Here is a 12,380-nt window from a genome sequence, read left to right as displayed (position 1 = left end):
CTTCAAACCTTACCAGCCACCCACTCCTTCACCCCAGCCAGCGCCGCCGGCAGATTCGCCGGCTCCGTCCCGCCAGCCTGGGCCATATCCGGCCGGCCGCCGCCCTTGCCGCCCACCTGCTGGGCCACAAAGTTGACCAGTTCCCCAGCCTTGACCTTGCCAGTCGCATCGGCGGTCACGCCCGCAATCAGCGAAACCTTCCCGTCGGACACCGCCCCCAGCACGATTGCCGCGCTCTTGAGCTTGTCCTTGAGCTTGTCCATGGTTTCGCGCAGCGTCTTCACGTCGGCGCCGTCGAGTTGGGCGGCCAGCACCTTGAGGCCGTTGATGTCGATGGCCTGCTCGGCGAGTTCGTCGCCCTGCGATGCCGCGAGCTTGCTCTTGAGCTTCTCGAGTTCCTTCTCCAGCGCCCGCACCTGCTCCTGCACCTGGCCGATACGCGGCACCAGTTCCGACGGCTGTGCGCGCAGCGCGGCGGCGGCTTCGTTCAGGCGGGCGTCGAGCGATTGCAGGTAATGCAGCGCGTTGTCGCCGGTAATCGCCTCCACGCGGCGGATCCCCGCGGCCACGCCCGCTTCCACGACGATCTTGAACAGCCCGATGTCCCCGGTGCGCGTCACGTGCGTGCCGCCGCAGAGTTCCTTCGAGGTACCGATCGACAGCACGCGCACGTCATCCGCGTACTTCTCGCCGAACAGCGCCATCGCGCCGCTCTTCACCGCGTCGTCGAACGGCATGATCTCGGCATGGGTCGGCGCGTTGGCCAGGATTTCGGCGTTGACGATTTCCTCGACCTGACGGATCTCCGCGTCGCTCAGCGGCGCGTTGTGCGAGAAGTCGAAACGCGTCTTGTCGGCATCGACCAGCGAGCCCTTCTGCTGCACGTGGGTGCCCAGCACCTCGCGCAGCGCCTTGTGCATCAGGTGGGTGGCCGAATGGTTACGTACAGTGCGTGCACGGCGGATCGCATCGACCTGCGCCGCCACCGTGTCGCCCACCTTCAGCGGACCGTTGGTCAGCGTGCCCTGGTGGCCGAACACATCGGCCTGCACCTTGGTTGTGTCAGCCACGTTGAACACAGCCGCACCCGCCACCAGCGTGCCCTGGTCGCCCGCCTGACCGCCGGACTCCGCATAGAACGGGGTGTGATCCAGCACCACCACGCCGGTCTGGCCCGGCTGCATGGTGTCGACGGACGCGCCGTCGACGTACAGCGCCGTCACGCGGGCGCGCTCGAAACCCAATTCGTCATAGCCGTGGAACACGGTCTTGTCGCCCGTGTACTCCAGGCCGGCAGCCATCTTGAACTTGCCGGCCGCACGGGCCTGCTCGCGCTGGCGGTTCATGGCGGCGTCGAACGCGGGTTCGTCCACCGCAATCTCCTGCTCGCGCGCCACGTCCTGCGTCAGGTCGAGCGGGAAGCCGAAGGTGTCGTGCAGCTTGAACGCCAGTTCGCCGTCCAGCACCTTGCCACCCTTGGCCTTGAGGTCGGCCACGGCGGTGTCGAGGATGGTCATGCCGTTCTCGATGGTCTCGAAGAAGCGCTCTTCCTCGGCCTTGAGCACTTCCACCACGCGCGCCTGCGCGTCGGCCAGCTCCGGATAGGCCTCGCCCATCTGCGCCACCAGGTCCGGCACCAGCTTGTGGAAGAACGGCGTCTTCTGGCCCAGCTTGTAGCCGTGGCGGATCGCGCGGCGCACGATGCGGCGCAGCACGTAGCCGCGGCCTTCATTGCCCGGGATCACGCCATCGACGATCAGGAACGAGCACGCGCGGATATGGTCGGCAATTACCTTGAGCGAGTTCTGGTTCAGGTCGTCCAGATGGGTCTCGCGCGCGGCGGCCTTGATCAGCGCCTGGAACAGGTCGATCTCGTAGTTGCTGTGCACGTGCTGGAGCACGGCGGCAATCCGCTCGAGGCCCATGCCGGTGTCCACGCACGGCTTGGGCAGCGGCGTCATGTTGCCCTGCTCGTCGCGATTGAACTGCATGAACACGAGGTTCCAGATCTCGATGTAGCGGTCGCCGTCTTCCTCGGGCGATCCCGGGGGGCCGCCCCAGACGTCCGGGCCGTGATCGTAGAAGATTTCCGAGCACGGGCCGCACGGGCCGGTGTCGGCCATCTGCCAGAAATTGTCCGAGGCGTAGCGCGCGCCCTTGTTGTCGCCGATGCGCACGATGCGCTCGGCCGGCACGCCGACTTCCTTGGCCCAGATGTCGTAGGCTTCGTCGTCTTCGGCGTAGACCGTGACCCAAAGCTTCTCCGCCGGCAGCTGGTAGGTCTTGGTCAGCAGTTCCCAGGCGTACTGGATGGCTTCGCGCTTGAAGTAGTCGCCGAACGAGAAATTGCCCAGCATCTCGAAGAACGTGTGGTGACGTGCCGTATAACCCACATTTTCGAGGTCGTTGTGCTTGCCGCCGGCGCGCACGGAGCGTTGGGACGACGTGGCGCGCGTGTAGGGACGCTTATCGGTGCCCAGGAACACGTCCTTGAACTGCACCATGCCCGAATTGGTGAACAGCAGCGTCGGGTCGTTCGCCGGCACGAGGCTGGACGAGCGGACCACGGAATGGCCCTTCGACTCGAAGTACTGCAGGAACTTGCTGCGAATGTCGGAGACTTTCATGTTGTATCGGGCGCATCCCGCATCGTGGCAGGGCGCAGTCAGTCAGGTTGGATTTGCAAACCGTTGATTATACGGGGCAAGCCCCCTCCCGGGGCATTCTCGCGGCCGGCCGCCCGGCGGCGTGCGCCCGGCGCGCTGGCGATGGCCGAATATCGCCCACCGTTGGCCCGGCGCCGCCCCGTACAGGTGCATCGGCGCGGCGGGCCGGTGGTAGAGTGCTCCCCCACTATATCTACCGAGCCGCCACTGCCATGGGAGCCTTGAGCCATCTCCGCGTCCTCGACCTGACCCGCGTCCTCGCCGGGCCATGGTGCGCCCAGAACCTCGCCGACTTTGGCGCCGACGTCATCAAGATCGAACGCCCCGGCGCAGGTGACGATACGCGCACATGGGGTCCGCCCTGGCTCAAGGCCGAGGATGGCCGGGACACCACCGAAGCCGCCTACTACCTGGCCGCCAACCGCAACAAGCGCTCGGTGACCTGCGACATCAGCACGCCCGAGGGCCAGCAGCTGGTGCGCGACCTGGCCGCCCAGAGCGACGTGGTGCTCGAGAACTACAAGGTCGGCCAGCTCAAGAAGTATGGGCTGGACTATGAATCGCTCAAGGCGGTGAAGCCGGACATCATCTATTGCTCGGTCACCGGCTTCGGCCAGACCGGCCCGTACGCCCAGCGCCCCGGCTACGACTTCATCATCCAGGGCATGGGCGGCTTCATGAGCCTGACCGGCGAGCGGGACGACCTGCCCGGCGGCGGCCCGCAGAAGGCCGGCGTGGCCATCTCGGACCTGATGACCGGCCAGTACGCCACCATCGCCGTGCTGGCCGCGCTGGCCCACCGCGACCGGACCGGCGAAGGCCAGTACATCGACATGGCGCTGCTGGACGTGCAGGTGTCGATGCTGGCCAACATGAACACCAACTACCTCGCCAGCGGCGTGGCGCCGCGCCGCTGGGGCAACGCCCACCCGAACATCGTGCCCTACCAGACCTTCCACGCCGCCGACGGCTGGATCATCGTGGCAGTGGGCAACGACGGGCAGTTCCGCAAGTTCGTGACGGCCGGCGGCCGCCCGGAACTGGCCGATGACCCGCGCTTCGCCACCAACCCGCAACGTGTGGCGCACCGCGACGTGCTGGTGCCGATCATCGCCGAGATGGTCCAGCCGCGCACCCGCGAGCAATGGATTCTCGATCTGGAGAAAGCCGGCGTGCCGTGCGGCCCGATCAACACGCTCGACGAGGTCTTCGAGAACGAGCAGGTGCTGGCGCGCGGCCTGCGCGTCGATTTGCCGCACCCGACGGCCGGCGAGGTCAAGCTGGTCGGCAGCCCCATGAAGATGAGCGCCACGCCGCCCGAGGCGCTGCGTCATCCCCCGTTGCTCGGAGAGCACACGGAGGTGGTGCTGGGCGAGACACTCGGCTACAGTGCGGAGCACATCGCCGCACTGCGCGCCAAGGGCGTGGTCTGACCCCGATTCGGTAACAACGCCGGCCGCAGCCGAAGGCGAGATTCTCTGTTTGCGTCCCCTGACTAATTAGGAGCATGCATGCTGACCGATGCCTTCCTGGCGTTTTTCCATTTTCTGGCGATCTTCCTGCTGGTCACGCTGCTCGCCGCCGAGGCCGTGGTGCTGCGCCCCGGGATGACGCCCGCCATCGTGCGCCGGCTGTCGCTGTACGACCTGTTCTACTTCCTGTCAGCCATGGTGGTACTCGCCACCGGGCTGCTGCGGCTGTTCTACGGTGCCAAGGGCGTGGATTTCTACCTGCACAACCCGTGGTTCCACGCCAAGGTGACCGTGTTCGTGCTGATTGCCCTGTGCTCGCTGCCGCCGACGCTCGCCATCGCGCGCTGGCGCAAGCAGGCGCGCAAGCTGCCCGATTTCGTGCCGATGCCGGACGAGATCAAGCGCGCCCGCCGCTGGGTCATGATCGAGGCCCATGTGTTCATCCTGCTGCCGCTCTGCGCCGTGATGATGGCGCGCGGCATCGGCGCGCGCTGACCCTTTCATCGATTTGTTGAAGACTCCCGAGATGCTGAAGACCCTGCTGACGGCCACGAAGATGGCCGCCTCCGCCACCGCGCTGGTGGCGGCCACCCTGGCCACGCCGGCCCACGCCGCTGCCCCTGCCTCCGCGCCGACCAACTGGCCGACCAAGCCGATCAAGTTCGTGGTGCCCTACCCCGCCGGCGGCCCGCTGGACACCGTGGCGCGCGCCATCGGCGAGCGCCTGCGCGAAAGTCTCGGCCAGCCCATCATCGTGGAGAACAAACCCGGCGCGGGCGGCAACCTCGGCGCGGACTACGTTGCCAAGCAGCCGGCGGACGGCTACACCATCGTGATGGGCGCGGTGGCCACGCACGCCATCAATCCCACGCTGTTCGCCAGGATGCCGTACGACCCGGTGAAGGATTTCGCGCCGATCACGCTGGTCGCCGACGTACCGAACGTGCTGGTCATGCACCCGGGCAAGGCCGCCGAGCTGCATATCAATACCGTGCGTGACCTCGTGGAGTACGCGCGCAAGCATCCGGGCAAGCTCGACTACGCCTCCGGCGGCAACGGCAGCGCCGGCCACCTGTCGGGCGAACTGTTCAAGAGCATGGCCCGCGTCAGCATGGTCCATATCCCGTACAACGGGGCGTCGCCGGCGCAGCTGTCGGTGCTGTCAGGCCAGACCGACCTGATCTTCGACAACCTCGCCTCGGCGTCGGCCAACATCAAGGCCGGCAAGCTCAAGGCCTTCGCCGTGACCACGCCGGCCCGCGCCGCCGCGTTCCCGGAACTGCCGACCATCGCCGAGGCCGGCAAGGGCCTCGGGCTGGAAGGCTTCGACATCTCGACGTGGTTCGGCGTCCTGGCCCCGGCCGGCACCCCGCGTGAGATCGTCGAACGTCTCAACCACGACATCGTGGCCATCCTCAAGACCGAAGACATGAAAGCCCGCCTGGCCCGCATCGGCGCCCAACCGGCCCCCACCACCCCTGAGCAGTTCGGCGCGCTGATCCAGCGTGAACTGAAGAAGTACGGGCAAGTGGTGAAGGTGTCGGGGGCGAAGGTGGATTGAGGGGGTAGGCCCGGTACCGCCGCCGTCAGTCAATAGTGATAGCGGCAAGCCACGATGTTGACCTGGTCTTCCGTGGCTTCATAGACGAGGCGGTTCGCATCATCGATCCGCCTCGACCAGAAGCCGGTGAGGTTGCCGACCAAAGGCTCGGGCTTGCCAATCCCCTCGAACGGCGTGCGTTGCACTTCCTTGATCAACTGATTGATGCGTTTCAGGGTTTTACGATCCTGACCCTGCCAATACACATAGTCTTCCCATGCATCCGGCGTGAATAAGACCTTGCGGGTCATTCATCGCCCTCGGGCTCATGGAGCGCGCGCTCCTTCGTGTTGCCTCCACGCAATTGCGCAATCGAGCTGGCCAGACGGTCTGCATTGGCACGCGAACGGAGAAGATGCAGGGTTTCGGCGATGCTCTCGTAGAGATCCTGAGACATGAGCACGGCGTTCGGCGCGTCACGGCGCGTAATTAGCGTGACGTCGGCGTCGTCGATGGTCTGATCGATTACTGCCTTCAGATTGTTCCGGGCATCCGAGAAGTGGACGGTGCGCATCATGGCCTCACTTGTTCAAGTACTTGTACAAGTATAGCCGATCGGGCGCAGCCGAAGAAGAAGACGATTCTGAAATTTGAAATTGAACCGTCAAGGCGCCTTGCGCCTTAACTGCCACATCTTGTCCTTGATCGTTTCCTCGGTGGCCGGGCCGCGCGGCAGGAGCAGGCCGACCTGGACGATCCGCGGGCCTTCCATGCGGGTCACGGTCAGGCGCAGGCCGGCGATTTCCAGGGCGTCGCCTTCCACGGGGGGCGATGGGAACACCGCCAGCATCGCCTCTTCCAGGGTCCGCGCCGCCTCGTCGGCGGTCAGGGGGCGGGTGGCGTAGAGGGGGGCCACGTCGCGCAGCAGGGCGTCGCCAGTCAGCAGGAAGTCGTGCGAGAGCTGCGCCCAGGCCGGGGCGCGCGCCGCGCTTTGGAACAGCCGCGACAGCAGCGGCACCGACCCGCCCGGGGCCAGCACCGAGACCGCATCGCCCGCGCGCAGCACCACCTGCTCCAGCGGCACCAGCGCGCCGTCGCGGGCCACGGTCATCAGGCGGCTGCGCGGGGGGAGTTCGAGCTGGTCCGCGCGGAGGTTCTCCACCGGCGCGTTGGCCGCCACCACGAACTGCATCAATTCCAGCGCCGGCGACCGCGTACCCTGCAGGCGCTCGCGCGAGACCGGATCCTGGTAGGCCGGCCGCAGCACCCGGGCCAGCCGTGCCGCCAGCGCCACCGTGGTGCCCTGGCACAGCAGGCTGAGCAGCACCACGGCGAACGCCACCCGGAACAGCAGCCCCGAATCCTCCATGCCCTTCAGCAGCGGGAACAGGGACAGCACGATCGGCACCGCACCGCGCAGGCCCATCCAGGCCAGGAATCCCTTCTCGCGCCCGTTGAAGCGGAACGGCAGCAGGGCGATCCAGACTGCCACGGGCCGCGCCACCACCATCAGGAACAGCGCCACGGCCCCAGCCGGCAGCGCCACGTCCCAGATCCGGCTCGGCGTGACCAGCAGGCCGAGCAGCAGGAACATCACGGATTGCGCCAGCCACGCCATGCCGTCCATGGCGCGCATGGTGTCGTCGGTCACGGCCCGCTCGCGATTGCCGACGATCATCCCGGTCAGGTAGACCGCGAGGAAGCCGCTGCCGTGCGCCGACTGGACCAGCGCGAAGACCATGCAGCCGGCCGCGCAGACCAGGATGGCCTGGAGGCCCTCGGCCACATGGATGCGCTCCATCACCCGCGCCACGCCCAAACCCAGCACCACGCCGAGCACCCCGCCCACGCCGAACTGCACCACCAGCCGCCACGCCAGCGCGCTGGCAGTCAGGCCGTCCGGGGCGGTGATCCATTCGATCAGCGTCAGGGTCAGGAAGATCGCCATGGGGTCATTGATGCCCGACTCGATCTCCAGCACGCTCGCCACCCGCTCCTTGAGACGGATGCCGCTGCCGTTGAGCAGCGAGAACACCGCGGCGGCGTCCGTCGACCCGACAATGGCGCCCAGCAGCAGGCCGAGTTTCCAGTCGATGCCCAGCATCCACGCCGCAAACAGCCCGACCAGCACCGCCGTGATGCCCACCCCCACCGTCGCCAGTGACAGCGATGGCCGCAGCGCCACGCGGAAAGTGGCGAAGCGCGTACGCAGCCCGCCGTCGAGCAGGATCACGGCCAGCGCGATATTGCCCACCAGGAAGCTGAGCCAGGTGTTGGCGAAGCGGATGCCGCCGGGCCCGTCCACGCCGGCCAGCATGCCGACCGCCAGGAACACCAGCAGGAACGGCACGCCGAAGCGCGCCGAGAACACGCCGAGCAGGATGCCCAGCGTCATCACCACGGCGCCGATCAGGATGGCATGGTCGATACTTTCCAAACGATTCCTTTCGATGCGCCACGCTGCGCCGGGGAGTGCGACCGATGATAGCGCACACCCTCCGCCATCCCTTCCGCCGTCTCTTCCGCTGTCTCTTCTGCCGCCCCTTCCGGTACCGGCGACGACACCTCCACCGGATACCCCTTCGCGCAAATTCCCTTGCCTTGTCAACGACTTACGTTCGGCTTTCGGACAACTTTCGGCTGACTTTCAGACGTCTGCGTAGGGAGATACCCTGAAGTTGACCCTGATTGCAGACATATGAAAGGTAGCTGAAAGGATGCGCTTTTAACTTCCACCCTGCTCGTGACGGGGTTGGGGGGAGCTGTCCCTTCGGGACGGTGCGCAACACGCGTACACCAATCACCGCACGCGGATTTCAAGCTTTATATCGAGGAGAATCATTTTGCGCATACGTAGCCAAAAGGACTTTGCCTCCGGCCTGCTGTTCATGCTGGTCGGATTCGGCTTTTCCTTCGTCGCCCGTGGCTATTCCATGGGAACGGCCGCCAAGATGGGACCGGGATACTTCCCGTTCTGGCTCGGCATCGTGCTCGCCATACTCGGCGCGCTGGTCCTGTGGGGATCGTTGTCGTCCAAGGGCGAGGAAGACCAGCTGGCCCGCTGGGACATCAAGTCCCTGCTCTGGATCCTGGGTGCCGTGGTGTTGTTCGGCCTGCTGCTCAAGCCGCTTGGCATGGTGCTGTCAGTGCTGGTACTGGTGCTGGTCTCCTCGATGGCCAGCCATGAATTCAGCTGGAAGGGAGCTATCCTCAACTCGATCATCCTCGTGCTGATCAGCCTGGGCGCCTTCGTGTACGGCATCAACCTGCAGATGCCGGTGTGGCCGGCTTTCCTGGCAAACTGAGGAGACGGCCGAAATGGAACTGTTGACCAACCTTGGTCTGGGCTTCTCCACCGCCCTGACCTTCCAGAACCTGGCATACGCCTTCGCGGGCTGTATCCTCGGGACCCTGATCGGTGTGCTGCCGGGCCTCGGGCCCCTGGCCACGATCGCCATGCTGCTGCCGGTGACCTACACGCTGCCCCCGGTGGCGGCGCTGATCATGCTGGCGGGCATTTACTACGGCGCCCAGTACGGCGGCTCCACCACGGCTATTCTGGTGAACCTGCCGGGTGAATCGTCGTCGGTGGTGACCACCATCGATGGCTATCAGATGGCGCGGCGCGGGCGGGCCGGGGTGGCACTGGCCACAGCCGGTATCGGCTCGTTCTTCGCCGGCTGCGTGGCCACGCTGATCCTGGCTGCTTTCGCGGCCCCGCTGTCGGAACTGGCGTTCAAGTTCGGCCCCGCCGAATACTTCTCGCTGATGGTGCTCGGCCTGATCGGTGCCGTGGTGCTGGCTTCGGGCTCGCTGGTGAAGGCCATCTCGATGATCGTGCTGGGCCTGCTGCTGGGTCTGGTCGGTACCGACGTGAACTCGGGTGCGGCGCGCTTCTCGTTCGACGTGCCTGAGCTGACCGACGGCCTGAACTTCGTGTCGGTGGCGATGGGTGTGTTCGGCTTCGCGGAAATCATCGCGAACCTGGAGCAGAAGGAACACCGCGAGACGTTCACGGATCACGTGACCAACCTGTTCCCGACCAAGGCAGACTTCAAGCGCATGATCCCGGCCATCCTGCGGGGCACGGCGCTGGGTTCCGCGCTGGGTATCCTGCCGGGCGGCGGTGCCGCACTGGCCTCGTTCGCAGCGTACTCGCTCGAGAAGAAGACCTCGAAGTACGCGAGCGAGTTCGGCAAGGGCGCCATCGAAGGCGTGGCAGGTCCGGAATCGGCCAACAACGCCGCGGCACAGACCTCCTTCATCCCGCTGCTGACGCTGGGCATTCCGCCCAACGCGGTGATGGCGCTGATGGTGGGTGCGATGACCATCCACAACATCCAGCCCGGCCCGCAGGTGATGACCAGCAACCCGGCGCTGTTCTGGGGCCTGATCGCCTCGATGTGGATCGGCAACTTCATCCTGATCATCCTGAACCTGCCGATGATCGGTATCTGGGTCAAGCTGCTCAAGGTGCCGTACCGCTTCCTGTACCCGGCCATCCTGACGTTCTGCTGCATCGGCGTGTACTCGGTCCAGAACACCACGTTCGACGTGTTCCAGACCGCGGCCTTCGGCGTGATCGGCTACCTGTTCATCAAGCTGAAGTGCGAACCGGCGCCGCTGCTGCTCGGCTTCGTGCTGGGGCCGATGATGGAAGAGAACTTCCGTCGCTCGCTGCTGCTGTCGCGTGGTGACTTCACCGTGTTCGTGACGCGCCCGCTGTCGATGGGCCTGCTGATCGCCGCGGCGGTGCTGGTAGCGATCGTGGCGATGCCGTCGATCAAGTCCAAGCGCGAAGAAGCGTTCCAGGAAGAATAAGCCTTACCCTGGCCGGGGGTACCGGCCACACAACGCAAGCTCAGGGCGCCTTATGGCGCCCTTTTTTTATGCGCTTTCTTCCTGAAATGCCAATGGCCATGCGGCATACGCGACGGTCATTGTTGGCAGCCATGGCAATCGTGCGATTGGTGTTGAAACGTACATAAGGCACCCCGGCGTGCCGGCAACATGCGCGTGTATTCCCTCAAATACATGCGTCCAGAGGACTTGCCATGATGCGTAACGCAAGCCATCGACCGCACGGGTTCTCCCACGGGTCTGCCACGACGCCCGCCGGGATGGTCACGGCCTTGGTCATTGTGTTTTTCTTCAGCCTCGCCATGCTGCTGTCCAGCGGGCGGCTGGCCAGCGGCGACGCAGGCGAGCAGTACCGTTCGGCGCAGTTGCTGGCGTCCACGGGGAAGCTGGGCAGCCCCGTCAATCCGCCTGTGCTCACGTACTGGAACAAGGGGCCGGACGGCCTCTACTACGAACCCCACGACGTGGGCGCGCTGATGCTGATGATGCCCGGTGCCCTTATCGACGAAGCGCTCGGCGACATCGCCCCCTACCACCTGGTGCGCGACCGCTACGTCGGCCGCACGTATGGCAAATTGATCACTTCGTTCGTCTACGCGGCCTACAACACGCTCGGCGCAATCTTCATGTTCCTGCTGATGCGCGAGTTCTGCTCCGCCCGCGCGGCCTTCGGGCTGGCGCTGGTGTTCTATGCCGGCACAACCTTCATGCCCTACGCCAAGACAGCGTGGGATGTGACCCCGGCGGCAGCCAGTCTCTGCGCCTGGCTCTACTTCATGGCGCGCGCGCTGCGGCCACCCACATCACTGTGGGTCTTCGTGGCCGCCGGCGTGGCGCTGGGCCTGGCCTGCTCGTTCCGCTACTCGCTTCTGCCGTTCTTCGGCATGGGCGTGCTCTGGCTGCTGTGGATGGAGCGCGCTCGCCACAAGACCGGCTTCGCCGTGCTGCTGGTGGCGCTCGGCATCACCATGCTGCCCGCGTTCTACTACAACCACATCCGCACCGGCCTGTTCCTGCGGCCGGCCATCGCTGCCGACCTGCACATCTCGGACAGTCTCGCACTCAACGGCAACCCGGTGACCGGCCTGCTTGGCCTGCTGGCCAGCCCCAACATGGGGCTGTTCCTGTTCGCGCCGGTGCTGCTGCTGGCCCTGTTCGTATTCAAGATGCGCCACACGCTCCCCGCGCGCCAGAAGCAGCTGCTGTACGCGGCGCTGGCGTCCGCAGTCTGCTACCTGCTGATGATCGCGCACATGAAGAACTGGGGGCACTTCGGCTGGGGGCCGCGCTACATGGTGCCGCTGCTGCCGGTACTGTTCTTCGCGGCGGCCCCGGCGCTGCAATGGATGTGGCAGCACGCGCGGCGCACGGCGGTGCCGCTGCTGGTCATCTCGATCCTGCTCAACCTGGCGCCCACGCTGATCAACTGGCATGTGATCGTTGGCGAGTTCCCCGGCGCGCGGCCGCAGAACTCGGCCCTGCCCTACCAGCACATCGGCGTCTGGACCGGCATCCAGATGAGCCTGGCCGGCGAGCCGCTGGTCTTCCCGAAGACCAACGACCCCAAGACCGCCATGACCGATGCCGCGCGACGCTTTCCGGACCTCTTCGCGATGCGGCTGGTCGAGCTGTCCCCGGCCGGCAAGGCGGCGGGCATGCTTTGGACCCTGCTGTTCCTGGGCGCGATGCTGCTGTCGCTGCGGCATATCCTGTCCGCCACGGCGCCGCCGGGCGTGCCGGGGTCATCCCAGCGCGGCATGAGCGCAGCCCCGGCGCATGTGAAGACATCGCCACATCAAGCGTCCCGCCACGCGGGTGCCGACCGGCCATAGGCGCCCGGCC

Annotated in this window: 10 protein-coding genes; 6 read left to right on the top strand and 4 right to left on the bottom strand. The window is 66.0% G+C overall.

Going from position 1 to position 12,380, the window contains the following annotated elements:
• Positions 1–2 precede the first annotated feature (2 nt).
• Positions 3–2,627: an alanine--tRNA ligase gene (alaS, locus tag AB4120_RS00795; protein WP_149135468.1), complete on the bottom strand. Its 2,625-nt coding sequence runs from the start codon at positions 2,625–2,627 to the stop codon at positions 3–5.
• A gap of 251 nt (positions 2,628–2,878) precedes the next feature.
• On the opposite strand from alaS, the gene AB4120_RS00790 reads away from it, so the two are divergent.
• From AB4120_RS00790 to AB4120_RS00780, 3 genes are all read left to right on the top strand, one after another.
• On the top strand, positions 2,879–4,099 hold the full coding sequence (locus AB4120_RS00790; protein ID WP_441641745.1) for a CaiB/BaiF CoA transferase family protein: 1,221 nt from the start codon (positions 2,879–2,881) through the stop codon (positions 4,097–4,099).
• A 78-nt stretch (positions 4,100–4,177) separates the two neighbouring features.
• A complete protein-coding gene (locus tag AB4120_RS00785) occupies positions 4,178–4,633 on the top strand; it encodes a DUF2214 family protein (RefSeq protein WP_149135466.1) in 456 nt (151 codons plus the stop codon).
• A gap of 31 nt (positions 4,634–4,664) precedes the next feature.
• Complete coding sequence (locus AB4120_RS00780) at positions 4,665–5,699, top strand: tripartite tricarboxylate transporter substrate binding protein (protein ID WP_149135465.1); 1,035 nt, start codon at positions 4,665–4,667, stop codon at positions 5,697–5,699.
• A 29-nt stretch (positions 5,700–5,728) separates the two neighbouring features.
• Here AB4120_RS00780 and AB4120_RS00775 read toward each other — a convergent pair whose 3' ends face one another.
• The 3 genes from AB4120_RS00775 to AB4120_RS00765 all read right to left on the bottom strand — a co-directional run bounded on the left by AB4120_RS00775 (position 5,729) and on the right by AB4120_RS00765 (position 8,115).
• On the bottom strand, positions 5,729–5,989 hold the full coding sequence (locus tag AB4120_RS00775) for a Txe/YoeB family addiction module toxin (RefSeq protein ID WP_149135464.1): 261 nt from the start codon (positions 5,987–5,989) through the stop codon (positions 5,729–5,731).
• Complete coding sequence (locus tag AB4120_RS00770; RefSeq protein ID WP_144198136.1) at positions 5,986–6,252, bottom strand: type II toxin-antitoxin system Phd/YefM family antitoxin; 267 nt, start codon at positions 6,250–6,252, stop codon at positions 5,986–5,988. Before AB4120_RS00770 ends, AB4120_RS00775 begins: the two co-directional genes overlap by 4 nt.
• 90 nt (positions 6,253–6,342) lie before the next feature.
• Positions 6,343–8,115, bottom strand: a complete 1,773-nt coding sequence (locus AB4120_RS00765; protein WP_441641744.1) for a potassium/proton antiporter — start codon at positions 8,113–8,115, stop codon at positions 6,343–6,345.
• Between the two features lie 406 nt (positions 8,116–8,521).
• Between AB4120_RS00765 and AB4120_RS00760 the strand changes: the two genes are divergently transcribed.
• From AB4120_RS00760 to AB4120_RS00750, 3 genes are all read left to right on the top strand, one after another.
• Positions 8,522–8,983: a tripartite tricarboxylate transporter TctB family protein gene (locus AB4120_RS00760; RefSeq protein ID WP_149135463.1), complete on the top strand. Its 462-nt coding sequence runs from the start codon at positions 8,522–8,524 to the stop codon at positions 8,981–8,983.
• 13 nt (positions 8,984–8,996) lie between these two features.
• Complete coding sequence (locus tag AB4120_RS00755) at positions 8,997–10,499, top strand: tripartite tricarboxylate transporter permease (protein ID WP_441641743.1); 1,503 nt, start codon at positions 8,997–8,999, stop codon at positions 10,497–10,499.
• 311 nt (positions 10,500–10,810) lie between these two features.
• The gene (locus tag AB4120_RS00750; RefSeq protein WP_149135462.1) at positions 10,811–12,370 is read left to right on the top strand and encodes a hypothetical protein; all 1,560 of its coding nucleotides are present in this window, start codon (positions 10,811–10,813) and stop codon (positions 12,368–12,370) included.
• Positions 12,371–12,380 lie beyond the last annotated feature (10 nt).

Source organism: Cupriavidus sp. 2KB_3, from assembly GCF_052115685.1.
Taxonomy (GTDB): Bacteria; Pseudomonadota; Gammaproteobacteria; order Burkholderiales; family Burkholderiaceae; genus Cupriavidus; species Cupriavidus campinensis.
Note: the sequence above shows the minus strand (reverse complement) of the source record. Positions and strands in the feature narration are given on the sequence as shown.